The following is a 23552-nucleotide window of genomic DNA, read 5'->3' on the forward strand; positions in this document are numbered from 1 at the left end:
CCTCAACTGTAGCCCGGGATTTGCCATCGTGAAAAAGAATAAATAATCAGATATCTAGATCATAAGTGAATATTAAACATCTGTTCACTGGACGCTCGGCGGCATCCCGACGAACATCAGCCGCAAGGTTCGAGAAGGCCTTGAGTTGCTGTAAAGAGGGGAATTTCGGGGAGGGCTTACGGGGGTGGGCCTGACTCGAAAACGCAAAAGCCCCGTCCGGCGCGATGCCGGACGGGGCTTTTTTACATCAGGTGCAGGAGCGCGCTATTACAGCAGCGGGATCGAGTAGCTGACGATCAGGCGGTTTTCATCCTGGTCACGCTGACCTGGGATGTCGTTGCGCCAGGTAGCGTTTTTCCACATCAGGCCCAGGTTTTTCAGTGGGCCTTCTGGTACGACGTAACCGATGGTCAGGTCGCGTTCCCACTCGGAACGGCCATTGCCGTTTTCACGACCGTTGGTGCCCACGGTGTCGATGTTGTCGCCACGCAGGTAAACCATACCGGCAGTCAGACCAGGTACACCGATTTTGGCGAAGTCATACGAGTAGCGTGCTTGCCAGGTTTTCTCGCCGGCACGACCGAATTTCTGGATCTGCATGTCGGTGATGGTGTAGTTCGACGAGCCGTCGCCCTGGTTCAGCCAAGGGAAGTCGCTGCTACCGTTGGAAACCTGGTAACCGCCACCGAAGGTGTGACCTTCAACGGTGTAGAGGAACAGGCCGCTGTACAGGTTGTTGTCGACTTCGCCACGACCGTTACGGAAACCGGTGTAGTTACCCGAGCTGTAGTAAGCCGAATCGTTGCCGTTCTTGCCGTCGTTGGAGCTGTTGAAGTAACGGAAGTCGGACTTCAAAACGCCCGGGCCGATTGCCCAGTTGTGAACCAGACCCAGGAAGTGCTGCTTGTAGAAGTCTTCCAGGTTGCCGTAGTAGTACTGGGCAGTCAGGTCTTTGGTGATCTTGTAGTCACCACCGGCGTAGATGAACTTGTTGCTGTCACGGAATGCAGTGCCACGGGAGTTGGCGCCACCAATCGAGAGGTTTTCGTTGTTGCTGGAGTTACGCCCCTTCACGGCTTCGATCTGACCACCGACCAGGGTCAGGTCCTTGATGTCGCCGGAAGTGATCTGGCCACCCTGCCAGGTTTGTGGCAGCAGACGACCGTCGTTGGTCACGATGACCGGGTTCTTCGGCTGCAGAGTACCCAGCTTCAACTCAGTCTGGGAGATCTTGGCTTTGGCGGTCAGGCCCAGGCTCGAGAAGTTATCAACCGCTTCGCCGTTGGACTTGCTCGGGAACACAGTGCCGCCGTAAGAGGAAGCAGTGGCGCCGTTGGTGCCGCCGCCCGAATCCAGACGCACGCCCAGCAGGCCGATGGCGTCGATACCGAAGCCGACGGTGCCTTGGGTGTAACCGGAAATGAAGCGCAGGTCGAAGCCTTGGCCCCACTCTTCCTGCTTGTTCTGAGCGCCAGCAGCTTTGGTGCCCGAATCGCGGTTATCGGTGTTGATGTAGAAGTTACGCAGCCCCAAAGTAGCTTTGCTGTCTTCGATGAAACCGGCGGCGCCTGCCTGCTGCGCCATAACCCCTACGGCCACAGCCAGGGCCAAGGTGGACTTGTTCATGTAAAGCTCCTCTCGTTTCTAATTCTTGTGTTCCTGGCCCGGGGTCTGATGCCCTGGATCCTAAGATGCGCGATTAGCGCCAGACCGTGACTGACAAGTCAATCGTAACCTTGTGTGTCTACGACCAAGGTCTAATCGCAGTGATTTGGTCCGTGCAGAGTAAAGATTTCCTGATAAACCCAAAAAGAATTTATTCATTCTTTTTCATATCATTTCGGAATATGGCCAGTATCTTGCCACCTCCGCCGGGAAACAGCGTATCGGCGACTAAGCTCATTCCTAAATGGTATTTGTTAGCCTTTTTTTATATCGATTAGCTTTGACGCAACCGCAATTCGTCAAACCCTATCGAAAAGGCGACGCCATGATGGCCAAACGCGCACTATCTAGTCAATTTGTTACAGTTTGTGTGTCAGCACTGATTTGTTTTTCCGCTCACGCCGCCAACCTCACTGTTGGCTATCAAACCGGTATCGACCCAAGCAAAGTCCCCCAGGCCGACGGCGTCTACGAGAAAACCCTCGGCGAGAAAATCGACTGGCGCCGCTTCAACAGCGGCCCGGAAGTTGTGACAGCCATTGCTTCCGGAGACGTGCAGATCGGCAATCTCGGCTCCAGCCCGCTGGCCGCTGCCGCTTCGCGCAATCTGCCCATCGTCGCGTTCATCGTTTCGGCGCAGATCAATGCCGCCGAAGCCCTGGTGGTGCGCAACGGCAGCGGCATCAATACACCGCAGGATCTGGTCGGCAAAACCATCGCCACACCCTTCGTTTCCACCTCCCACTACAGCCTGCTCGGCGCGCTCAAGCACTGGGGCCTGGACACCTCGAAAGTCAAAGTAGTGAACCTGCAACCGGCAGAGATCGCCGCTGCGTGGAAGCGCGGTGATATTGATGGCGCGTTTGTCTGGTCGCCGGCGCTGGGGGAAATCCGCAAGACCGGCAAGACCCTGACCGATGCCGCGCAAGTGGGCCAATGGGGTGCGCCAACCTTTGAGGTGTGGGTCGCCCGTAAAGACTTTGCCGAGAAACATCCTGAGGTCGTGGCCAAATTTGCCAAGGTCACTCTAGACGCGTTTGCCGATTACGCCAGCCATAAAGACAGCTGGACGGCTGAGTCCGAACCTGTGCAAAAAATCGCCAAATTGACCGGTGCCAACGCCGCCGATGTGCCGGAACTGCTCGCAGGTTCGACGTTCCCGGATGCCAAGGCGCAGCAAACCACGGCGCTGCTGGACGGCGGCACTGCGAAGGCGATTGCTGAGACGGCGAAGTTTTTGAAGGAACAAGGGAAAGTTGAAACGGTGCTGCCGGACTATTCACCGTATGTGAGCGCCAAGTTCGTGGCGCAATAAAAGCTTCGCGAGCAGGTCGAATCGTCGCACCGTCGCTCCCACAGGAAGTCGCGTTCCAAATGTGGGAGCGAGCCTGCTCGCGAATGGAGCAACTCGGTTACAGGGTTTTTTCGAAGATCTTAGAGTTGCGCTGAAAGTTGTACAGCGACGCCCGCGCCGCTGGCAGGCGTTCCACACTGCTCGGTTCGAACCCGCGCTCGCGGAACCAGTGCGCGGTACGCGTGGTGAGAACGAACAAGGTCTTCAAACCCTGCGCCCGTGCCCGGGTTTCGATGCGCTCCAGCAGTTCATCACCGCGACCGCCATGGCGGTACTCCGGATTCACCGCCAGGCACGCCAGCTCGCCGGCATCGGAATCGGCAATCTGATACAGCGCCGCGCAGGCGATGATCATGCCTTCACGCTCGACCACGCTGAACTGCTCGATCTCGCGCTCCAGTACCTCGCGCGAACGACGCACCAGAATCCCCTGCTCTTCCAGCGGACTGATCAAGTCGAGCAAGCCGCCGACGTCTTCAATCGCCGCCTCGCGCACCAGTTCAAATTGCTCTTGCGCCACCAGCGTACCGCCACCGTCACGGGTGAACAGTTCGGTCAGCAGCGCGCCGTCTTCGGCGTAACTGACGATATGGCTGCGCGCCACGCCGCCACGGCAGGCTTCGGCGGCGGCATCGAGCAGTTCAGCCTGATAGTTGCTGCTGCCCAGACGCTGCAAATGCGCTGGCACTTGCTGTGGACGCAGTTCGCGCACCAGTTTGCCGTTTTCGTCGATCAGGCCGAGGTCGGCGCCGAACAGCAACAGCTTGTCTGCGCCCAGGTCGATGGCGGCGCGGGTGGCGACGTCTTCGCAGGCGAGGTTGAAGATTTCACCGGTTGGCGAGTAGCCCAGCGGCGACAGCAGCACGATTGAACGCTCGTCGAGCAGACGGTTGATACCCTTGCGGTCAACCCGGCGCACTTCGCCGGTGTGGTGATAATCGACACCTTCAAGCACGCCAATCGGCCGCGCCGTAACGAGGTTGCCGCTGGCCACGCGCAGACGTGAGCCCTGCATCGGCGACGAAGCCATGTCCATCGACAGCCGCGCTTCGATAGCGATGCGCAACTGCCCCACCGCATCGATCACACACTCCAGCGTTGCCGCATCAGTAATGCGCATGCCGTGGTGGTAATGCGGGGTCAGGCCGCGGGCGGCGAGACGGGTTTCGATCTGTGGACGCGAACCGTGCACCAGCACCAGACGCACGCCAAGGCTGTGCAGCAGAACGATGTCGTGAACGATGTTGCCGAAATTCGGATGCTCCACGCCGTCGCCGGGCAGCATGACGACGAAGGTGCAGTCGCGGTGGGCATTGATGTAAGGGGACGCGTGACGAAGCCAGTTAACGTATTCGGGCATGAACCTGGGCCTGTAATAAATAGCAGCCTAAAAAGGGGCGAAACGGAAAACGCACAGCGGGCTGATGGTTATCGTCGGAACAGGCTTGGCGACACGCGCGCTCTCCTCATGAATACGGGTTGGAATGCAGGCAATTTACAGCGTTTGATCAGGCAAAACACAATCCCTGTGGGAGCGAGCTTGCTCGCGAAAGCGGTGTATCAGATACATCAATGTCGACTGACCCGACGCCTTCGCGAGCAAGCTCGCTCCCACATGGACATTGTTCAATTCATAGAACTTTGTCCGGGGTCAGGCAGTAATGTTCAATCAGTTGCCGTAATAGATGCACGGTAGGCTGCAAACGTGACATTTCAAGGTACTCCCCGGGCTGATGCGCGCAGGCAATGTCGCCGGGGCCGAGCACGATGGTTTCGCAGCCGAGGCGCTGAAGATAAGGTGCTTCAGTGCCGAACGCTACTGCTTCGGCGCTATGACCGGTGAGCTTTTCGGCGATGCGCACCAGTTCGGCGTCTGCATCCTGCTCGAATGGCGGCACTTCCGGGAACAACGGCTTGTAATCGATCTTCACCTGATGCCGCTCGGCCACCGGATTGAGCTTGCGCAGAATCTCCGCGCGCAGGACTTTCGGGTCCATGCCGGGCAGCGGTCGCAAATCAAACTCCAGCGAACACTGACCACAGATGCGGTTGGGATTATCGCCGCCATGGATGCAGCCGAAGTTCATCGTCGGTTGCGGCACGCTGAACTGCGGGTTGTTGAATTCACGTTGCCACAACAGGCGCAGGCCACGCAGTTCACCAATCGCATCGTGCATCGCTTCGAGAGCGCTGTGGCCCAGGCGCGGATCCGACGAATGGCCGCTCTGCCCGAGGATGTCGATGCGCTCCATCATGATGCCTTTGTGCATGCGGATCGGCTTGAGCCCGGTCGGCTCGCCGATCACCGCCGCGCGGCCCAGCGGACGCCCGGCCTCGGCCAGCGCGCGGGCGCCGGACATCGAGCTTTCTTCATCACAGGTGGCGAGGATCAGCAGCGGTTGCTTGAACGGCTGATCAAGCAGCGGCAGCACCGCTTCGATGATCAACGCAAAGAAGCCCTTCATGTCGCAACTGCCGAGGCCGACCCAGCGGCCATCGACTTCGGTGAGCTTCAGCGGATCGGTCTGCCACAACGCATCGTCATACGGCACCGTGTCGCTGTGCCCGGCCAGCACCAGCCCGCCGGGGCCGCTGCCGAAACTGGCGAGCAGATTGAATTTGCCGGGGCTGACTTGCTGGATGTCGCAGCTGAAACCCAAATCCCCCAGCCAGCCGGCGAGCAAATCGATCACCGCGCGGTTGGACTGATCAAGGTTCGGTTGGGTACAGCTGACCGACGGCGCGGCGATCAGCGCCGCGAACTGGTCTTGCATGGACGGCAAAGGCATCGCTGACTCCAACTCCCGAATTGAAGTCCATCATAGAACCATCCGGCGCTCGGAATAAACCGCCGCAGGGCGTAGGAAGTTTGAGTCCTGTACACTGCACGGCCTTGGCAGCCACACATTCCCCCGGCTGCGCTCCCGATCCTGGATTTTCCGGCCATGCAGAAAGAAACCGAAATCAAACTCCGCGTCAGCCGCGAAACCCTCGCCGCCCTGCGCGAGCACCCGTTACTGAAAAAACGCAACAAAAGTGGCTGGGAACGCCGTGAGTTGATGAACCAGTACTTCGACACCCCCGAGCGCGACCTGGCCCAGGCCAAGGTTGCCCTGCGCCTGCGCAAGGACGGTGATGAAGTGATTCAGACCCTCAAGACCCGTGGCCAGAGCGTCGCCGGTCTGTCCGAGCGTAACGAGTACGACTGGAAATTGCCGAAAGCCAAGCTCGACGTGAAGAAACTCGACGGCGAATGCTGGCCCGAGTCGCTGGCAGAGCTGGACAAGAAAACCCTCAAACCGATCTTCACCACCGATTTCGTCCGTGAACGTGCGGAAATCGCCTGGGGCCGTGGCAAGAGCAAAGTGGTCATCGAAGCCGCGCTGGATCTCGGCCACGTGGTGGTCGGCAAGCAGAAAGAAGAAATCTGCGAACTGGAACTGGAACTGCGCGAGGGCGAGCCTGCCGCGCTGCTGGAACTGGCGGCCGAGCTGGCCGAAACCCTGGCGCTGATGCCGTGCGACATCAGCAAGGCTGAGCGCGGCTATCGTCTGTACGACGCCAACAGCTACTCGCTGAGCCTGCCGGCGCCGGCGCTGACCGCGGAAACCCAACTCGACGACGCCTTCGCCGCACTGAGCTGGCACTTGCTCGGCAGCAGCCAGCGTCTGGCGGAACAATATCGTTTCAACGGTCACTGGCGCCTGTTGCTCGACTGGGTCGAAAGCCTCGCGGAAATGCGCGCCCTGCTCAGCAGCCTCGGCCAGGCCGCGCCGCGTCAGTCGACCCACGACTTGCGCGTCGCCCTGGATGCACTGCTGGAAGACTGGCGCCCACTGGTGCAGGCCGGTATCGAAGACGAAGACGTGCGTAAAGCCGCGCCAGAGCAGTTCCTCGAAGAACTCGAAGACCCGCGCTGGGGCTCGTTCTCGCTGAACACTTCGCGCTGGTTGCTGGCCCGCACCTGGACTGCCGACCGTAACGTACGTGGCAACCGTCAGGGCGGCGCGCAACTGCACAGTTGGTTGCCGCGTTTGCTGGGTGAAGAAGCCACCGCTCTGCAATTGCAGCGCTACCAGCAGCAGCCGGAAGATCTGGCTGAGCAACTGCCGCGTATCGAGCGCATTCAGGTCTGGCTGCACCACGCCCGTAACGTGCTGGACATCCCGGAAATGGACCGCCTGTACGGCGAGCTGAACAAGTTGGCGCAACTGGCCAACGAGCCGACGATCACAGACGAACTGCTCGACGCGCGCAAGCATCAGGCGATTGCGGTTTACCAGAATCGCGCGTGGAAAATGCTGCTGCGCATGTAAAACCGCTTTCGCGAGCAGGCTCGCTCCCACAGGGGATTGCATTCCAATGTGGGAGCGAGTCTGCTCGCGAAGAGGCCAGCCGCCTTACCTCAAACCGGGAGGCTGGTGGTGGATTTGATCTCCGACAACGCCACAATCGAATTCACTTCCTGAATCCCCGGCACCAGCGACAGCTTCTCGAAGAAGAACCGCTCATACGCCTCGATGTCCGCCGCGACAATGCGCAGCAAAAAATCCACCGCCCCCATCAGCACATAGCACTCCAGCACCTCCGGAAACCCACGAATCGCTTCGGTGAACTCAGTGAAGTTCGAACGCCCGTGCGCGTTGAGTTTGATCTCGGCAAAGATCTGCGTGTTAAGACCAATCTTCTTGCGATCGAGCAAGGTCACCTGGCCACGAATGATCCCCTCCTCTTTCATCCGCTGAATCCGCCGCCAGCACGGCGATTGCGACAGGCCGACCTGTTCGGCGATCTGCGCGCTCGAAAGTGAGGCGTCCTCTTGCAGCAGAGCAAGAATCTTGCGGTCGTAGCTGTCCAACTCACTGCGCATAGAAAAACCTCAATAACCGGATTATGCGAATTGATCTTTTCGATCAGCCGTCATTAACGCCGATCATAGCCAAGAAATACCCGGCACCGAATGTAAAAATTCCTCCAGAGATTTTGGAGACTCGCCATGCCGCACCTCGAAGCCGTCACCACCACGCCCACCCGCGCCGACGTCTGGAACGTCAGCAACGCCCATTGCCTGGCGCACTATCAAATCCTCGCCGAGGCCGAGCCGGACTTGCTGGTGCGCGTGCTCAACCTGTTCGCGCTGCAATTCCTCACACCCGAGCAGGTCAACGTGCAGCGCATGGACGATCTGCTGTCGATCGACCTGGTCATGGGCGGGTTGAGCTGGCATCGCGCACAAGTGATCGCGGAAAAACTTCGTAACCTGATCAGCGTCTGCTCGGTGAACCTGCAAAACGCCGACAGCGCCTGGGATGCGCCGGCACAAGCGGCGGGCTGACAAATCCGGCAACGGCTTCGTCGGGTAGTGGCCCAACGGTCGGCAGGGCCGCGACTATCCTTTTGCGCACTGTCGCTTAAAAGGAAGCCCGCATGTCCGTTCAATTCGCCACTCAGGACCGCTGGCTGGATCTCAACGATGTGTTGCGTGAACTGGTCGCCCAAGGTTTTATCTGTCAGGACGCGGCGGAGCAGGCACTCAATGCCCGCCGTCGCCATGCCGCCCACGGCCAGATGCACCCGCTGGAATTCATCGCCAGCCAGCAGCTCGACGACTTAAGCCGTCCGGGCAAACACCTCGACCTGGAAAGCCTGACCCTGTGGCTGGCGCAACAGGCCGGCCAGCCGTATTTGCGCATCGACCCGCTGAAGATCAATGTCGCCGCGATCACCCCGTTGATGTCCTATGCCTTCGCGCAGCGGCACAAGATTCTCGCCGTGGCGGTCGATCGTGATGCGGTCACCGTGGCCAGCGCCCAGCCTTACGTCACCGGTTGGGAAGCCGATCTGACGCACGTATTGAAACTGCCGATCAAACGCGTGGTGGCCAACCCGGCGGATATCCAGCGTTTCAGCGTCGAATTTTTCCGCCTGGCCAAATCGGTCAGCGGCGCCAACCATGCAGACACCCAGAGTGGCAACCTCGGCAACTTCGAACAACTGCTCAACCTCGGCGCCAGCGATCAGGAGCCGGACGCCAACGACGCGCACATCGTCAACATCGTCGACTGGCTGTTTCAGTACGCCTTCCAGCAGCGCGCCAGCGATATCCACATCGAACCACGGCGCGAACAAGGCACGGTGCGTTTTCGCATCGACGGCGTACTGCATAACGTCTATCAATTCCCGCCGCAGGTGACCATGGCGATTGTCAGTCGCCTGAAAAGCCTCGGGCGGATGAACGTCGCCGAAAAGCGCAAACCCCAGGACGGCCGGGTCAAGACCAAGACCCCGGACGGCGGCGAAGTGGAGCTGCGGCTTTCAACGCTACCCACCGCGTTCGGCGAAAAAATGGTCATGCGGATCTTCGACCCGGAAGTGTTGCTCAAGGATTTCGATCAACTGGGTTTCAGCGCCGACGATCTGAGGCGCTGGCAGGACATGACCAGCCAGCCCAACGGCATCATTCTGGTCACCGGACCGACCGGTTCAGGCAAGACCACCACCCTGTACACCACGCTGAAAAAACTGGCGACGCCGGAAGTGAATCTTTGCACCATCGAAGACCCGATCGAAATGGTCGAGCCGGCGTTCAACCAGATGCAGGTGCAGCACAACATCGACCTGAGCTTCGCCGCCGGCGTGCGCGCACTGATGCGGCAAGACCCGGACATCATCATGATCGGCGAGATCCGCGACCTCGAAACCGCCGAAATGGCCATTCAGGCAGCGCTGACCGGGCACTTGGTGCTATCAACCCTGCACACCAACGACGCGCCCAGCGCGATCAGCCGCCTGCTCGAACTCGGCGTGCCGCATTACCTGATCAAAGCCACCGTTCTCGGGGTCATGGCGCAGCGTCTGGTGCGTACCTTGTGCCCGCATTGCAAGGCACCACTGACACTGGCGGAGGAAGACTGGCAAACCCTGACTCGCCCATGGCAGGCACCGCTGCCGAGTAACGCTCAGCGCGCGATCGGTTGCGTCGAATGTCGCGACACCGGTTACCACGGACGCGCCGGGGTCTACGAGATCATGCAATTGAGCGACAGCCTCAAGGCGTTCATCACCCCGGACACCGACCTCACGGCGATCCGCCGCCAGGCCTTCAAGGAAGGCATGCGCAGCTTGCGTTTGTCCGGCGCGCAAAAAGTCGCGGCGGGACTGACGACGGTTGAGGAAGTGCTGCGGGTGACGCCGCAGAGCGAGCAGAAATAAGCCGCCACGGAACCGGATCGGGGAAATGGCGATCCAACGCCTCAGTTAACCCCCAGGAGTCATCTCATCATGCGTCTCAAACTTGCTGTCGCCACTCTGGCCTTGCTGTCCCTTCCCGTTGGTTCGGCCATGGCGGACAGCTTTTGGCGTAACGTCATCTCGTCCGGTGCCACCACCGGTTCGACCTACCTGACCTTCAAGGATCACAAGCTGATCATCGCCGCGCAGGATGATGCCGGCAGTTTCGTTGCCAGTGACGGCGGCATTCGTGGGCCGTATCTGGAAGCCGCGATGCAGAAGGTTCGCGCTGACAATCCGGGCCTGCAGGCGACAGACATGGAACTGGCGAATGCGATTCTGGCGAAGAACGCCGTGGCTTCCGAGTAACTCAAAAGCAAAAGATCGCAGCCTGCGGCAGCTCCTGCATGTGAATGCGTTCCCATGTAGGAGCTGCCGCAGGCTGCGATCTTTTGATCTTCAGCGGTAGTCGTCCACCGGGACGCAGGCGCAATACAGGTTGCGATCGCCGTAAACATTGTCGACCCGATTCACCGCCGGCCAATATTTGTGTGCCTTGGTGTGCGCATCCGGGGTGATGCCCTGTTCGATGCTGTACGGCCGTTCCCACACCCCGGTGACATCCGCCAGGGTATGCGGCGCCCGTTTCAGCGGGTTGTCCTCGGCCGGCCAGTTACCGTTTTGCACCTCAGTAATTTCCGCGCGAATGCTCAGCATTGCGCCGATAAACCGATCCAGCTCAGCCTTGGACTCACTTTCGGTCGGCTCGACCATCAAGGTGCCCGGCACCGGGAATGACATGGTCGGCGCATGAAAGCCGTAATCCATCAGGCGCTTGGCGACGTCTTCTTCGCTGATTCCGGTCTGCGCCTTCAACGGCCGCAAATCCAGAATGCATTCGTGTGCCACCCGCCCGTTGCGCCCGGTATACAGCACGGGAAACGCGCCGGATAAATGCTGCGCCAGGTAATTCGCCGCCAGAATCGCTACCTCGCTGGCATCCGCCAACTGTGGTCCCATCATGGCGATGTACATCCAGCTGATCGGCAAAATACTTGCACTGCCCCATGGCGCCGCGCTGACGGCGCCGTTCTGCGCCAACGGCCCATCGATCGGCACCACCGGATGATTGGCGACGAACGGCGCCAAATGCGCACGAATGCCGATGGGCCCCATGCCCGGGCCGCCACCGCCGTGGGGGATGCAGAAGGTCTTGTGCAAATTCATGTGCGACACGTCGGCGCCGATGTCCGCCGGCCGCGCCAGCCCGACTTGCGCGTTGAGGTTGGCGCCGTCCATGTACACCTGGCCGCCGTGCTTGTGGATAACTTCGCAGATCTCGCTGATGCCCTCCTCGTACACGCCGTGGGTCGACGGATAGGTCGCCATCAGGCACGACAACTTAGCCCCCGCCTCGGCGGCTTTCGCTTTCAAATCCTCAAGATCGACGTTCCCCGCGTCGTCGCACTCGACGATCACCACACGCATTCCGGCCATCTGCGCCGACGCCGGGTTGGTGCCATGGGCCGAGGAGGGAATCAGGCAGATATCCCGCGCGCCCTGCTGCCGGCTCTCGTGATATTTGCGGATGGCTAGCAGCCCGGCGTATTCGCCTTGGGCGCCGGAGTTGGGCTGCATGCAGATCGCATCGAACCCGGTGATTGCGCACAACCAGCGCTCCAGTTCCTCGATCATCAAGGTGTAGCCGACGGCTTGCTCGCGGGGCACAAACGGATGCAGATTGGCGAATTGCGGCCAGGTGATCGGGATCATTTCGCTGGTGGCGTTGAGTTTCATGGTGCAGGAGCCCAGCGGGATCATCGACTGGTTGAGCGCCAGATCCTTGTTCTCCAGTTGTTTGAGATAACGCAGCATCTCGGTTTCGCTGTGGTGGGCGTTGAATACCGGGTGGCGCAGGTACGGGGTTTTGCGCTGGAGATTATCCGGGATCCCCGATACGAGGATTTCGGCGTCAAGTTCCTCGACGTTCAACCCATGATCGGCACCGAGCAGCACATCGAACAATTTCGCCACGGTGATTTCATCGCACGTCTCATCGATACTCAAACCCACCCGACCGCGCCCCAGAATCCTCAGGTTGATCTGCGCAGCATGGGCACTTTCAATGATGGCCGTTTGCGCACCGCCGACGTCCAGCGTCAGCGTGTCGAAGAACTGCGCATTGATCCGGTTGACGCCTTTGCGCTCAAGCCCGGCCGCCAGAATGCAGGTCAATCGATGCACGCGCTGGGCGATACGCTTCAAGCCTTCCGGCCCGTGATACACCGCGTAGCAACTGGCGATATTGGCCAGCAGCACCTGCGCCGTGCAGATGTTCGAATTGGCCTTTTCGCGGCGAATATGCTGCTCGCGGGTTTGCAACGCCATGCGCAGCGCCACGTTGCCTCGGGCATCTTTCGACACACCGATGATCCGCCCCGGAATCGCCCGTTTGTATTCCTCGCGGCTGGCAAAGAACGCCGCATGGGGGCCGCCATAACCCATCGGTACGCCAAAGCGCTGGGACGAACCGAACACCACATCAGCGCCCAGCTCACCCGGCGGCGTCAGTAATAACAAACTCAGCAAATCCGTGGCGACGCAGGCCAGCGCCTGTTGCGCATGCAGGTGATCGATCAATGGCCGCAGATCGTGAATCTCGCCGTGGGTGTCGGGATACTGCAGCAACGCACCGAACACCTGATGCTGTTTCAAGTTATCCACAGCGTCGATGATCAGCTCGAAACCGAAGCCTTCAGCGCGGGTCTGCACCACGGAAATGGTCTGTGGATGACAGTTCTCATCGACGAAAAACAGATTGCTCTTCGACTTGGCAACGCGCTTGGCCAAAGCCATGGCTTCGGCCGCCGCCGTGGCCTCATCGAGCAAAGACGCATTGGCCAGTTCCAGACCGGTGAGGTCGATGGTCAGTTGCTGGAAATTCAGCAGCGCTTCGAGCCGGCCCTGCGCGATCTCCGGTTGATACGGCGTGTACGCGGTGTACCAGCCGGGATTTTCCAGCACGTTGCGCAAGATGACGGTCGGCGTGAGAGTGCCGTGATAGCCCATGCCGATCAGGCTGGTCCAGACTTGGTTCTGCTCGGCATAACCGCGAAGCTTGGCCAATGCCGCTTGTTCATTCAGCGCGGGGGGCAAATCGAGTGCGCGATTGAAGCGAATGCCCGGCGGCACGGTCTGCTCGATCAGCTCGACCCGACTGCCGAGGCCGAGGCTGTCGAGCATCGCCTGTTGTTCGGCAGCGTCGGGACCGAGGTGACGGCGCAGGAAGGCATCGGGGTCGCGTAACTGGCTCAGGGACGGCAACTGGGACATGACGGGCTCTCTCTTGGCTGGCGCTCGGCGTCAATGCAACACGGTCAAACCAGCATAGCAGCCCACATGGCAACCCATTTTCAGTGCACCGCGTCCCCCTGTAGGAGTGAGCCTGCTCGCGATAGCGGTGTGTCAGTCAGCATTAATGTGTCTGAAAGAGCACTATCGCGAGCAGGCTCACTCCTACAGGGGATTTGTATCGCCCATGAAAAAGCCCCGACGAGTCGGGGCTTTGGGTATTGCTTAACGCTTACTCGCCGATGGCAGCCTTGTACGCCGCAGCATCCAGCAGCTTGTCCAGCTCAGCCGCGTCGGTTGGCTTGATCTTGAAGATCCACGCGCCGTACGGGTCGGAGTTCAGCAGTTCAGGCGAACCACCCAGCTCTTCGTTGATCGCGATGACTTCACCGCTGATTGGCGAATAGATGTCGGAGGCGGCTTTCACCGACTCGACCACACCGGCCTGATCTTGCGCAGCGAAGACCTTGCCCACTTCAGTCAGCTCGACGAACACCACATCGCCCAGCGCTTCCTGCGCGTGATCGCTGATGCCCACAGTGACGGTGCCGTCGGCTTCCAGACGTGCCCATTCATGACTCTCGGCAAAACGCAGTTCGGCAGGGATATCGCTCATCTTCGGTGTCCTCAAGAAATTGTCAGCGGTCTGCCCGCCGGAAAAGGTTAGATCAAAGTTTTGCCATGGCGGACGAAGGTCGGTTTGACTACCCGTACCGGGTACCACTTGCCACGGATTTCCACTTCGGCGCGGTCGGCGGTTGCCATCGGAACACGCGCCAGGGCAATCGATTTGCTTAGCGTAGGAGAGAAACTACCACTGGTGATCTCTCCTTCGCCAACATCGGCGATACGAACCACTTGATGAGCGCGCAAAACACCGCGTTCCTCCAGCACCAGACCGACCAGTTTGTGCGCAACGCCGGCGGCTTTTTCCGCTTCCAGTGCAGCACGGCCGATGAACTGGCGTGTGGCCGGTTCCCAGGCAATGCTCCAGGCCATATTCGACGCCAGCGGCGAAACCTCCTGATGAATGTCCTGACCGTAGAGGTTCATTCCGGCCTCAACGCGCAGAGTGTCGCGAGCACCGAGGCCGATCGGGGAAATGCCGGCACCGACCAGATCGTTGAAGAACCCCGGCGCCTGACTGGCCGGCAGGCAGATTTCCAGGCCATCTTCACCGGTATAACCGGTACGCGCGATGAACCAGTCACCGTCGGTGTAGCCTTCGAAGGGTTTGAGGTGCTGGATCAGCGTGGCGCGGGACTGGGTCACCAGTTCGGCAATCTTGTGCCGGGCCTGCGGACCTTGAATGGCGAGCATCGCCAGTTCGGTGCGTTCGTGCAGTTGCACGTCATAAGCACCGAGCTGCTCGGTCATCCAGGCCAGATCCTGATCGCGGGTGGAGGCGTTGAACACCAGACGATACGCATCGTCGAGTCGGTAGACGATCATGTCATCGACGATGCCGCCGCGCTCATTGAGCATGGTGCTGTACAACGCACGGCCAGGGCGGTGCAGACGATCGACGTCATTGGCCAGCAAATGCTGCAGCCAGGCTTTGGCCTGGGGGCCGGTGACATCGATCACGGTCATGTGGGATACATCGAACACCCCGCAATCGCGGCGCACTTCGTGGTGCTCCTCGACCTGCGAGCCGTAATGCAGTGGCATGTCCCAACCGCCAAAATCGACCATCTTCGCGCCGAGGGCGAGATGCAGGTCATACAGAGGCGTACGCTGTCCCATGGGTTTCTCCTTCCGGGCGTGGCGAAGGTGCGGACAGTCGCTGCACAGCGTGAAAGCCTTGTAATAGAAGGCTTTCAGCCAAGTTCAGCGAAAAGATCTGTCAGACGAACCGCACCGAATGCCGCGCATTGTAGCCGCATGATTCAGGACTGACGACTAAGTGTTTCGATGGGCAGAGCGGCGAATCAGGCCGATGACCGGCAACAATCCGACCAGAACCAGGGTCAGCGCTGGCAAAGACGCCCGCGCCCATTCGCCTTCGCTGGTCATTTCAAAGATGCGTACGGCCAGCGTGTCCCAGCCAAACGGGCGCATCAGCAGGGTCGCAGGCATTTCCTTGAGCACATCGACGAACACCAGCAACGCCGCGCTCAGTGTGCCGGGCAGCAACAGTGGCAGATACACTTTGAAAAACAGTCGCGGCCCACTGACACCCAGGCTTCGTGCCGCTTCGGGCAAAGATGGCCGTATACGCGCCAGACTGCTTTCCAATGGTCCGTAAGCAACTGCGACGAAGCGCACCAGATAAGCCATCAACAACGCTGCCAGACTGCCGAGCAACAAAGGTTTACCCGCGCCGCCGAGCCAGCCGGAGAGTGGGATGACCAGCTCGCGATCCAGGTAACTGAACGCCAGCATGATCGATACCGCCAGCACCGAACCCGGCAAGGCGTAGCCCAGATTGGCCAGGCCAACGCCGGAGTTGATCGCTTGCGTGGGCGCCAAGCGCCGGGCAAACGCCAGCAGCAAAGCAACGCTGACGGTAATCAACGCGGCCATGCCGCCCAGATACAGGGTGTGCAGGATCAGACCGGTGTAGCGCTCATCGAGATCGAAACGACCGCGCTGCCAGAACCAGACAACCAGTTGCAGCACCGGAATGACGAAGGCGCAGGCGAACACCAGGCCGCACCAGCTCGCCGCCGCAAAAGCCTTGAGTCCACGCAAGTGATACAGCGCTTTCACCCGAGGTCGCTCGTTACTTGCCCGGTTGGCGCCACGCGCGCGACGTTCGCCATAGAGCACCAGCATCACCACCAGCAGCAACAGGCTGGCCAGTTGCGCCGCACTCGGCAGGCTGAAGAAGCCGTACCAGGTCTTGTAGATCGCGGTGGTGAAGGTGTCGAAGTTGAACACCGACACCGCGCCGAAATCCGCCAGGGTTTCCATCAGTGCCAACGCCACGCCCGCGCCAATGGCCGGACGCGCCATCGGCAACGCCACGCGCCAGAAGGCCTGCCACGGTGACTGGCCAAGTACCCGCGCGGCTTCCATCAGGCCTTTGCCCTGGGCGAGGAACGCGGTGCGCGCCAGCAGGTAAACGTACGGATAGAAGACCAGCACCAGCACGATAATCACCCCGCCGGTGGAGCGCACCCGTGGCAAGCGAAGACCGGTGCCGAACCATTCGCGCAGCAGGGTTTGTACGGGGCCGGCGAAGTCGAGCAGGCCGACGAAGACGAAGGCCAGCACATAGGCCGGAATGGCAAAGGGCAGCATCAGCGCCCAGTCGAGCCAGCGCCGACCGGGGAACTCGCAGAGGCTGGTGAGCCAGGCGAGGCTGACACCGAGCAGCGTCACACCGACACCGACGCCAACGACCAGCGTCAGAGTATTGCCCAGCAGGCGTGGCATCTGGGTTTCCCACAGGTGCGACCAGATTTGCTGGTCGATGGTCTGCCAGGAGAGCAGCAGAACGCTCAGGGGCAACAGCACCAGCGCGGCGATGGCGAAAACGATGGGATACCAGCGGCGTTGGGCGGGGTGGGCCACTTTTTGGACTCTGGAGGGATGTGAGTGTTCTTGGACTTGGTGTTTCAGGTCAGGACTGCTGCCCTCACCCTAGCCCTCTCCCAGAGGGAGAGGGGACTGACCGAGGTGCTTATGCAAGCTACATCGACCTGAAATATCGAGCCGAACTCAGGATTTGAATCCAACTCAGATCGGCTCCCTTTCCCCCCTCTCCCTTGGGGAGAGGGCTGGGGTGAGGGGCTGGATCTTGAAGCAGACAGGTTTATCGAAAAAGCCTCAATTCCAACCCGCCCGATCCATCATCCGGATCGCCTCAGCCTGACGCTTGCCCGCCACTTCCACCGGCAAGGTATCGGCAATGAACTTGCCCCACGCCGCCACTTCTGCCGAAGGTGCTACCGCCGGGTTGGCCGGGAATTCCTGGTTCACGTCAGCAAAAATCTTCTGCGCCTCTGGTGTGGTCATCCACTCGACCAAAGCCTTGGCCGCTTCCGGGTGCGGCGCATGTTTGGTCAGGCCAATGCCCGACAGGTTCACGTGCACACCACGATCGGCCTGGTTCGGCCAGAACAGTTTCACCGGCAGCTGCGGCTTCTGCTTGTGCAGGCGACCGTAGTAGTAGGTGTTGACGATGCCCACGTCGCACTGGCCGGCATTGATCGCTTCCAGCACTGCAACGTCATCGGAGAACACGTCGGTGGACAGATTGTTGACCCAGCCCTTGAGGATTTCTTCGGTCTTCGCCGCGCCGTGGACTTCGATCATGGTCGCGGTCAGCGACTGGTTGTAGACCTTCTTCGCCGTGCGCAGGCACAGGCGCCCTTCCCAGTTCTTGTCGGCCAGTGCTTCGTAGGTGGTCAGTTCGCCCGGTTTCACCCGTTCGGTGGAGTAAGCAATGGTACGCGCACGCAGGCTCAGGCCGGTCCAGGCATGAGTCGACGAGCGATATTGCAGGGGGATATTGGCGTCGATGGTTTTCGAGGTGAACGGCTGGAGGATGCCCATCTGCTCGGCTTGCCAGAGGTTGCCGGCGTCGACGGTGAGCAGCAGGTCGGCGGTGGCGTTTTCACCTTCGGCCTTGATGCGCTGCATCAGCGGCGCTTCCTTGTCGGTGATGAACTTGATCTTCACCCCGGTCTTGGCGGTGTAGGCATCGAAGACCGGTTTGATCAGCTCATCGATGCGCGACGAGTAAACCACCACCTCATCAGCGGCCTGGGCCGTGGTGCTACCGATCAGGGTCAGGGCCAGCGCAGTCAGAAGACGCTTGGGTGCCAACATGGGAGTGGTCTCTCGGTCGGAAAATGTGGGCCAAATGATAAGGACTCACATTTACCACCTCAATCGAACTCTTTTTGAAGGAGTTACCAGATGTTGCATGATTGACCGCCATCCCTGTAGGAGCCGCCGCAGGCTGCGATCTTTTGATCTTAAAAACAACATCAAAAGATCGCAGCCTGCGGCAGCTCCTACAGGGGAATGCATTTCAAATGTAGGAGTGAGCCTGCTCGCGATGAGGCCATCAGCAGCAACGAAAATGTCAGGCTTTGGCGAGGGCCGGAAGATCACCGGTCAACCCCAACGCCTCCCGCACAAACAGCGCCTTCGCTTCGGGCATCTGCTCCACCAGCTTCAACCCGGCATTCCTTAACCAGCGCACCGGCAACGGATCGGCCTGGAACAACCGCTCAAAGCCCTCCATCGCCGCCATCAGCGCAAGGTTATGCGGCATGCGCCGACGCTCGTAACGGCTCAACACCTTCACATCCGCCAGACGCTCACCGCGTTCGGCCGCTTGCAACAACACTTCAGCCAGCACCGCCGCATCGAGGAAACCAAGGTTCACACCTTGCCCCGCCAACGGGTGAATGGTGTGCGCCGCATCGCCGATCAGCGCCAGGCCTTCAGCCACATAGCGTTTGGCGTGGCGCTGACGCAGCGGCACGCACAACCGCGGATCAGCGCTGATCACCTCACCGAGGCGACCTTCAAAGGCGCGCTCCAGCTCACGACAGAAATCCATTTCATCCAGCGCCATCAAGCGCTCAGCCTCACTCGGCGTGGTCGACCAGACGATCGAACACCAATCCTGCTGGCCGTCACGCTCCAGCGGCAGAAACGCCAACGGCCCGTGATCGGTAAAGCGCTGCCACGCGGTCATCTGATGCGGTTTGCTGCTGCGCACGCTGGTAACGATGGCGTGGTGCATGTAATCCCATTCGCGAGTGGCCATCCCGGTAAGACGGCGAACCGCCGAGTTGGCGCCGTCAGCGGCAATCACCAGCGGCGCGCGCAACTGGCGACCGTCAGCCAACGTCAGCAGCCAGTCATCGCCGGAGCGGCGCATCTGTTCCAGCCGTGCATTGGCCAGCATGCCCAGATCGCAATCGTGCAAACGGTCGAGCAAGGCATCCTGCACCACGCGGTTTTCGACGATATGGCCAAGCACCTCGGCGTGCACACTGCTCGCCGAAAAGTGAATCTGCCCGGTGCCGCTGCCGTCCCAGACGTGCATGTCGGTGTACGGACTGCTGCGGCGTTTGGCGATGCCGTCCCACACGCCGAGGCGTTCGAGGATTCGCTGACTGGCGGCCGACAAGGCACTCACTCGCGGCTCAAAAGCGGCCTCGGCGTCGAAGGGTTTGACGCTCAACGGGCTGCCGTCGAGCAGCAGGACTTCGAGGCCGCTGTCCTGCAACGCCAACGCCAAAGCGCTGCCGACCATTCCGGCTCCGACAATCAGCAGATCTGCGCGCATTTCCATGCTTTAAGCCTGTCTCGCTTGCGGCTTGAGCCGCACGTAAAGGGTTTTACCGACCCGCGCCACCAGATTGCCGGCGCCGTCATGAATGTCGACCTGCAACTGCGGCAGGTATTTCTCGCCATCGGCGGTCTGCCGGCGGATCTCGGCGAGCAAGGTCTCGTCGATATTGAAGCGGGCGAACACCGGGCCTTTGCCCGGTGCGATGAAATCGATGTCCGCAGCCTTGTCCCAGACGATGTAACGCGAACCGAGGTTTTCCATGAGCATCAGCATGAAAAACGGATCGACCATCGAATACAGGCTGCCGCCGAACTGGGTACCGACGTAATTGCGGTTGTACCAGCCCAGGCCCATCGACACCTGCACATCGCGAAAGTCATCGCTGATATGCCGAACCCGCACACCGGCGCCGAGGTACGGCGGGTAGAAAGTCATCACCCAGCGCATCAATCGTGCTTTACCGAATTTGCCGGTCAACCACTTAAGCATCCGGTCGTGTTCCCAAACCCATGGCCTGACGGGCAAACCAGCGCTTGGCCGGCGGCAACAGATCGAGGCCGAGCAGGCCGATGTTACGCCCCAGCGACACCAATGGCTGCGTGCTGCCGAACAGCCGCGTGACCTGATCGGAGAAGCCGACGGTGAGATCCTGATCGAGACGCTGACGCTCGCGATAAGCCTGCAATGTGGCGAAGTCGCCGAGCGGCTTTTCACTGGACAACAACGCAGCGGCCAAGGCATCAGCATCCCGCAGTGACAGGTTGAAACCCTGACCGGCAATCGGATGCAGGCTGTGCGCCGCGTTGCCGAGCACGGCCAGATGCGAGCGCACTTGTTCTTCGGCCTCGACCAGCGCCAACGGATACAAATGCCGCGCACCGACCTGTTTCAGCGTGCCGAGGCGATAACCGAACACGCCCTGCAGTTCACTGAGGAAATCGCGTTCGCTCAAATCAGCCAGACGCTGCGCGTCCATGCCCAAACGGGTCCAAACCAGGGCGCAACGATTTTCCGGCAGCGGCAGCAGCGCCATCGGCCCTTCATCGGTGAAGCGCTCGAACGCCATACCGTTGTGCGCTTCACTCGGGGTGATGTTGGCGATCAGCGCGCTCTGGTTGTACGGACGCTTGCGCACGTTGATGCCCAGTTGTTCGCGCAGCCCTGAGCGCCCGCCATCGGCGAGCACTGCAAGATCGCATTCCAGCGTGGTTTCATCGTTAAGGGTCAGGCGATAGCCGTCGGGCAACGGTTCCATGCGCGTGACTTCTGCCGGGCAGCGCCAACTGATCACCTCTTTATCGAGGTGCTGCCAAAGGCACTGGCCGAGCCAGGCGTTTTCCACTACATAACCGAGCGCCGGCACGCCCTCTTCCATCGCCGACAAGCGCGCGGTGGAGAAGCGGCCACGGTCAGAGACGTGAATCTGTTTGATTGGCTCGGCGCGGCGGGAGATTTCCTGCCACACGCCCAAGCGTTGATAAATCTGCCGCGAGCCAAAGGACAGCGCCGACGAACGTGCGTCGTAGCTCGGCTGCCAGCTGTCGCCGGGGGCGAACGGCTCGATCAGCACGATTTTCCAGCCACGCGCCTTGGCCCCGGCCTGCAAGGCCAACGCCAGACTGGCGCCGACCAGACCGCCACCGATGATTGCCAGATTGACTCGACTCATGCCGCGTGTGTCCTTGCTTGCGCCATCAGCGCTTCGATATCAGCGACGGTTTTCGGTACGCCGGTGGTGAGGATTTCACAGCCTGTCTTGGTCACGACCACGTCGTCCTCGATGCGCACGCCAATGCCGCGCCATTTTTTTGCTACGTTCTGGTTGTCCGGGGCAATGTAGATGCCCGGCTCTACAGTCAGCGCCATGCCGACTTCCAGCACCCGCCATTCGCCGCCGACCTTGTACTCGCCAACGTCGTGAACATCCATGCCCAGCCAGTGGCCGGCGCGGTGCATGTAAAAGGCTTTATAGGCTTCGCTGGCGATCAACTCGTCGACCTCGCCCTGCAGCAATCCAAGCTTCACCAGCCCCGTGGTAATCACCCGAACCGTGGCTTCGTGCGCCTGATTCCAGTGCTTGTTCGGGGCGATTTCGGCGAATGCGGCTTCCTGCGAAGCCAGCACCAATTCGTAGATCGCTTTCTGCTCGGGCGAAAACTTGCCGCTGACCGGCCAGGTGCGGGTGATGTCGCTGGCGTAGCAGTCGATCTCGCAACCGGCGTCGATCAACACCAGATCGCCGTCCTTGAGCACCGCGTCATTCTGCTGGTAATGCAGGATGCAGCTGTTGCGCCCGGCGGCGACGATCGAACCATAAGCCGGCATTTTCGCCCCGCCCTTGCGGAATTCGTAGTCGAGTTCGGCTTCGAGGCTGTACTCGTGGAGCCCGGCCCGACTGGCCTGCATCGCGCGGATATGGGCTTGCGCCGAGATCCGTGCGGCTTCGCGCATCACCTTCACTTCTGCCGCCGATTTATACAGGCGCATGTCGTGCAGCAGATGATCCAGGGCAACGAATTCGTTCGGCGGCTGGGCGCCGAGGTGCGCTTTAGAGCGGATCACGTTGATCCAGTCCATCAGGTGGCGGTCAAATTCGGGGTTGCTGCCCATCGCCGAATACACCCGGTCGCGGCCTTCGATCAGGCCCGGGAGGATGTCGTCAATGTCGGTGATCGGGAAGGCGTCGTCGGCACCGAAGTCGCGGATCGCGCCCTCTTGCCCCGCGCGCAAGCCATCCCACAATTCGCGTTCGGCGTTGCGTTCACGGCAGAACAGCACGTATTCGCCATGCTCACGGCCGGGCATCAAGACGATGACGGCTTGCGGCTCGGGAAACCCGCTGAGGTACTGGAAATCGCTGTCCTGACGGTAGACGTGCTCGACGTCGCGGTTGCGGATGGCCACCGCGGCGGCGGGCAGAATCGCGATGCTGTTGGGTTCCATCTGCGCCATCAGGGCCTTGCGGCGACGGCTGTATTCCGCTTTCGGGATATGGGTCATGGGCAGATGGCTTTCCCTGGCACGCGATTAATGCAGCGACGGCTTGGCGGCTGGCGGCACGTCGGCTTTCTTGGTTTCCGAGAACAGCAGCAACGGCGCGACGCGCAGGTACTCCATGACTTCCATGTAGTCGGTCTCGCCGTCTTCGGACTCTTCCAGGGCGTCTTGCACCTGGGAAATGGCGGCCAGATCCTGCAGCACTTCGGTGGCTTCAGTGCTGAGCATGCTGCTGTCGCGGCAGTTCAGGCCAAAACCGCTGAGGAAGCCCTGGCACCACTCGCCCAGTGCAGCGGCGCGGTCGGCCAGTGGCGCGTCATCGGTCGGCAGCAGCAGAACGACGGTGACGTCGTCGCCGGTCAGTTCGCCTTTGACCATCTCTTGCAGGCCGATCAGGGCATTGCGGACGTTGTCCTGGATATCGCCTTCGAGCAGTTCGGCGGCGTCGATCAGCCAGCCTTCGTTATCGAAGCCGGCACCGGCGCAGCTGCGTCCGAGCAGCACGCCATGCAGTTCGGCAGGCGAGACGTTGTGGCCGCTGGTAGTCAGCAGGGTGGCAAAGGCTTGGTACGGGGAATTCGCAATGGTCATGGGCAGCTAGGCGCCAGACGGCGCTATGTCTAGAATGAAGGCCTTGTATCCTACATCGACAGACTCGCCAAGACTATTAAAGGCTGTCCGCCAGCTATCCCA

19 protein-coding genes are annotated in these 23552 nt (G+C 60.5%); 5 read left to right on the plus strand and 14 right to left on the minus strand.

The annotated features are described in order from the left end of the window. Positions 1 to 267: 267 nt before the first annotated feature. Positions 268 to 1626 (minus strand): OprD family porin, encoded by a 1359-nt coding sequence (locus FGA82_RS01995; protein WP_141125858.1) that lies wholly within the window; start codon positions 1624 to 1626, stop codon positions 268 to 270. A 364-nt stretch (positions 1627 to 1990) separates the two neighbouring features. Between FGA82_RS01995 and tauA the strand changes: the two genes are divergently transcribed. Continuing rightward, on the plus strand, positions 1991 to 2980 hold the full coding sequence (tauA, locus tag FGA82_RS02000; RefSeq protein ID WP_141125859.1) for a taurine ABC transporter substrate-binding protein: 990 nt from the start codon (positions 1991 to 1993) through the stop codon (positions 2978 to 2980). A gap of 97 nt (positions 2981 to 3077) precedes the next feature. Here tauA and argA read toward each other — a convergent pair whose 3' ends face one another. Next, positions 3078 to 4379: an amino-acid N-acetyltransferase gene (gene argA, locus FGA82_RS02005; protein WP_064116338.1), complete on the minus strand. Its 1302-nt coding sequence runs from the start codon at positions 4377 to 4379 to the stop codon at positions 3078 to 3080. 271 nt (positions 4380 to 4650) lie between these two features. Next, complete coding sequence (argE, locus tag FGA82_RS02015; protein ID WP_141125861.1) at positions 4651 to 5808, minus strand: acetylornithine deacetylase; 1158 nt, start codon at positions 5806 to 5808, stop codon at positions 4651 to 4653. A gap of 156 nt (positions 5809 to 5964) precedes the next feature. Here argE and FGA82_RS02020 point away from each other — a divergent pair, with 156 nt between their 5' ends. Next, the gene (locus FGA82_RS02020; protein WP_141125862.1) at positions 5965 to 7335 is read left to right on the plus strand and encodes an inorganic triphosphatase; all 1371 of its coding nucleotides are present in this window, start codon (positions 5965 to 5967) and stop codon (positions 7333 to 7335) included. 89 nt (positions 7336 to 7424) lie between these two features. On the opposite strand, the gene FGA82_RS02025 is transcribed toward FGA82_RS02020, so the two are convergent. Next, entirely contained in the window at positions 7425 to 7889 is a 465-nt protein-coding gene (locus tag FGA82_RS02025; protein WP_141125863.1) for an Lrp/AsnC family transcriptional regulator, read from the minus strand. Positions 7890 to 8015: 126 nt separating this feature from the next. Between FGA82_RS02025 and FGA82_RS02030 the strand changes: the two genes are divergently transcribed. From FGA82_RS02030 to FGA82_RS02040, 3 genes are all read left to right on the plus strand, one after another. Next, on the plus strand, positions 8016 to 8354 hold the full coding sequence (locus tag FGA82_RS02030) for a hypothetical protein (RefSeq protein WP_141125864.1): 339 nt from the start codon (positions 8016 to 8018) through the stop codon (positions 8352 to 8354). A gap of 92 nt (positions 8355 to 8446) precedes the next feature. After that, positions 8447 to 10231 carry a GspE/PulE family protein gene (locus tag FGA82_RS02035; protein ID WP_064116342.1) on the plus strand — a complete coding sequence of 595 codons (1785 nt, stop codon included), beginning with the start codon at positions 8447 to 8449 and terminating at the stop codon, positions 10229 to 10231. 66 nt (positions 10232 to 10297) lie between these two features. Next, positions 10298 to 10618, plus strand: coding sequence for a DUF2388 domain-containing protein (locus FGA82_RS02040; RefSeq protein WP_171057234.1), 321 nt, complete (start codon positions 10298 to 10300; stop codon positions 10616 to 10618). A gap of 90 nt (positions 10619 to 10708) precedes the next feature. Here the strand turns inward: FGA82_RS02040 and gcvP are convergent, their stop codons facing one another. From gcvP to FGA82_RS02095, 10 genes are all read right to left on the minus strand, one after another. After that, complete coding sequence (gene gcvP / locus FGA82_RS02045) at positions 10709 to 13582, minus strand: aminomethyl-transferring glycine dehydrogenase (RefSeq protein ID WP_141125865.1); 2874 nt, start codon at positions 13580 to 13582, stop codon at positions 10709 to 10711. A gap of 250 nt (positions 13583 to 13832) precedes the next feature. Next, positions 13833 to 14216, minus strand: coding sequence for a glycine cleavage system protein GcvH (gene gcvH, locus FGA82_RS02055; RefSeq protein ID WP_141125866.1), 384 nt, complete (start codon positions 14214 to 14216; stop codon positions 13833 to 13835). A gap of 47 nt (positions 14217 to 14263) precedes the next feature. Beyond that, positions 14264 to 15346: a glycine cleavage system aminomethyltransferase GcvT gene (gcvT, locus tag FGA82_RS02060; RefSeq protein ID WP_141125867.1), complete on the minus strand. Its 1083-nt coding sequence runs from the start codon at positions 15344 to 15346 to the stop codon at positions 14264 to 14266. A 156-nt stretch (positions 15347 to 15502) separates the two neighbouring features. Then, entirely contained in the window at positions 15503 to 17119 is a 1617-nt protein-coding gene (locus tag FGA82_RS02065) for an ABC transporter permease (protein WP_141125868.1), read from the minus strand. Between the two features lie 255 nt (positions 17120 to 17374). Then, positions 17375 to 18379 (minus strand): extracellular solute-binding protein, encoded by a 1005-nt coding sequence (locus FGA82_RS02070; RefSeq protein ID WP_141125869.1) that lies wholly within the window; start codon positions 18377 to 18379, stop codon positions 17375 to 17377. 259 nt (positions 18380 to 18638) lie between these two features. Next, a complete protein-coding gene (locus FGA82_RS02075; protein WP_171057235.1) occupies positions 18639 to 19856 on the minus strand; it encodes a 2-octaprenyl-3-methyl-6-methoxy-1,4-benzoquinol hydroxylase in 1218 nt (405 codons plus the stop codon). 9 nt (positions 19857 to 19865) lie between these two features. Beyond that, positions 19866 to 20351, minus strand: coding sequence for a DUF4442 domain-containing protein (locus tag FGA82_RS02080; RefSeq protein WP_141125871.1), 486 nt, complete (start codon positions 20349 to 20351; stop codon positions 19866 to 19868). Then, positions 20344 to 21531 carry a 2-octaprenyl-6-methoxyphenyl hydroxylase gene (ubiH, locus tag FGA82_RS02085; protein ID WP_141125872.1) on the minus strand — a complete coding sequence of 396 codons (1188 nt, stop codon included), beginning with the start codon at positions 21529 to 21531 and terminating at the stop codon, positions 20344 to 20346. Before ubiH ends, FGA82_RS02080 begins: the two co-directional genes overlap by 8 nt. Next, complete coding sequence (pepP, locus tag FGA82_RS02090; protein ID WP_141125873.1) at positions 21528 to 22862, minus strand: Xaa-Pro aminopeptidase; 1335 nt, start codon at positions 22860 to 22862, stop codon at positions 21528 to 21530. Before pepP ends, ubiH begins: the two co-directional genes overlap by 4 nt. A 27-nt stretch (positions 22863 to 22889) precedes the next feature. Beyond that, positions 22890 to 23450, minus strand: coding sequence for a YecA family protein (locus FGA82_RS02095; RefSeq protein WP_141125874.1), 561 nt, complete (start codon positions 23448 to 23450; stop codon positions 22890 to 22892). Between the last annotated feature and the right edge of the window lie 102 nt (positions 23451 to 23552).

Origin of the sequence: Pseudomonas fluorescens, assembly GCF_005938625.1 — a bacterium.
In the GTDB taxonomy this organism is placed as follows: Bacteria; Pseudomonadota; Gammaproteobacteria; order Pseudomonadales; family Pseudomonadaceae; genus Aquipseudomonas; species Aquipseudomonas fluorescens_BD.

Excerpts from the sequence above, each read along its gene's own strand:
- FGA82_RS01995 (WP_141125858.1), bottom strand. The coding sequence starts at position 1,626 with ATGAACAAGTCCACCTTGGCCCTGGCTGTGGCCGTAGGGGTTATGGCG.
- tauA (WP_141125859.1), top strand. The coding sequence starts at position 1,991 with ATGATGGCCAAACGCGCACTATCTAGTCAATTTGTTACAGTTTGTGTG.
- argA (WP_064116338.1), bottom strand. The coding sequence starts at position 4,379 with ATGCCCGAATACGTTAACTGGCTTCGTCACGCGTCCCCTTACATCAAT.
- argE (WP_141125861.1), bottom strand. The coding sequence starts at position 5,808 with ATGCCTTTGCCGTCCATGCAAGACCAGTTCGCGGCGCTGATCGCCGCG.
- FGA82_RS02020 (WP_141125862.1), top strand. The coding sequence starts at position 5,965 with ATGCAGAAAGAAACCGAAATCAAACTCCGCGTCAGCCGCGAAACCCTC.
- FGA82_RS02025 (WP_141125863.1), bottom strand. The coding sequence starts at position 7,889 with ATGCGCAGTGAGTTGGACAGCTACGACCGCAAGATTCTTGCTCTGCTG.
- FGA82_RS02030 (WP_141125864.1), top strand. The coding sequence starts at position 8,016 with ATGCCGCACCTCGAAGCCGTCACCACCACGCCCACCCGCGCCGACGTC.
- FGA82_RS02035 (WP_064116342.1), top strand. The coding sequence starts at position 8,447 with ATGTCCGTTCAATTCGCCACTCAGGACCGCTGGCTGGATCTCAACGAT.
- gcvP (WP_141125865.1), bottom strand. The coding sequence starts at position 13,582 with ATGTCCCAGTTGCCGTCCCTGAGCCAGTTACGCGACCCCGATGCCTTC.
- gcvH (WP_141125866.1), bottom strand. The coding sequence starts at position 14,216 with ATGAGCGATATCCCTGCCGAACTGCGTTTTGCCGAGAGTCATGAATGG.
- gcvT (WP_141125867.1), bottom strand. The coding sequence starts at position 15,346 with ATGGGACAGCGTACGCCTCTGTATGACCTGCATCTCGCCCTCGGCGCG.
- FGA82_RS02070 (WP_141125869.1), bottom strand. The coding sequence starts at position 18,379 with ATGTTGGCACCCAAGCGTCTTCTGACTGCGCTGGCCCTGACCCTGATC.
- FGA82_RS02075 (WP_171057235.1), bottom strand. The coding sequence starts at position 19,856 with ATGCGCGCAGATCTGCTGATTGTCGGAGCCGGAATGGTCGGCAGCGCT.
- FGA82_RS02080 (WP_141125871.1), bottom strand. The coding sequence starts at position 20,351 with ATGCTTAAGTGGTTGACCGGCAAATTCGGTAAAGCACGATTGATGCGC.
- ubiH (WP_141125872.1), bottom strand. The coding sequence starts at position 21,531 with ATGAGTCGAGTCAATCTGGCAATCATCGGTGGCGGTCTGGTCGGCGCC.
- pepP (WP_141125873.1), bottom strand. The coding sequence starts at position 22,862 with ATGACCCATATCCCGAAAGCGGAATACAGCCGTCGCCGCAAGGCCCTG.
- FGA82_RS02095 (WP_141125874.1), bottom strand. The coding sequence starts at position 23,450 with ATGACCATTGCGAATTCCCCGTACCAAGCCTTTGCCACCCTGCTGACT.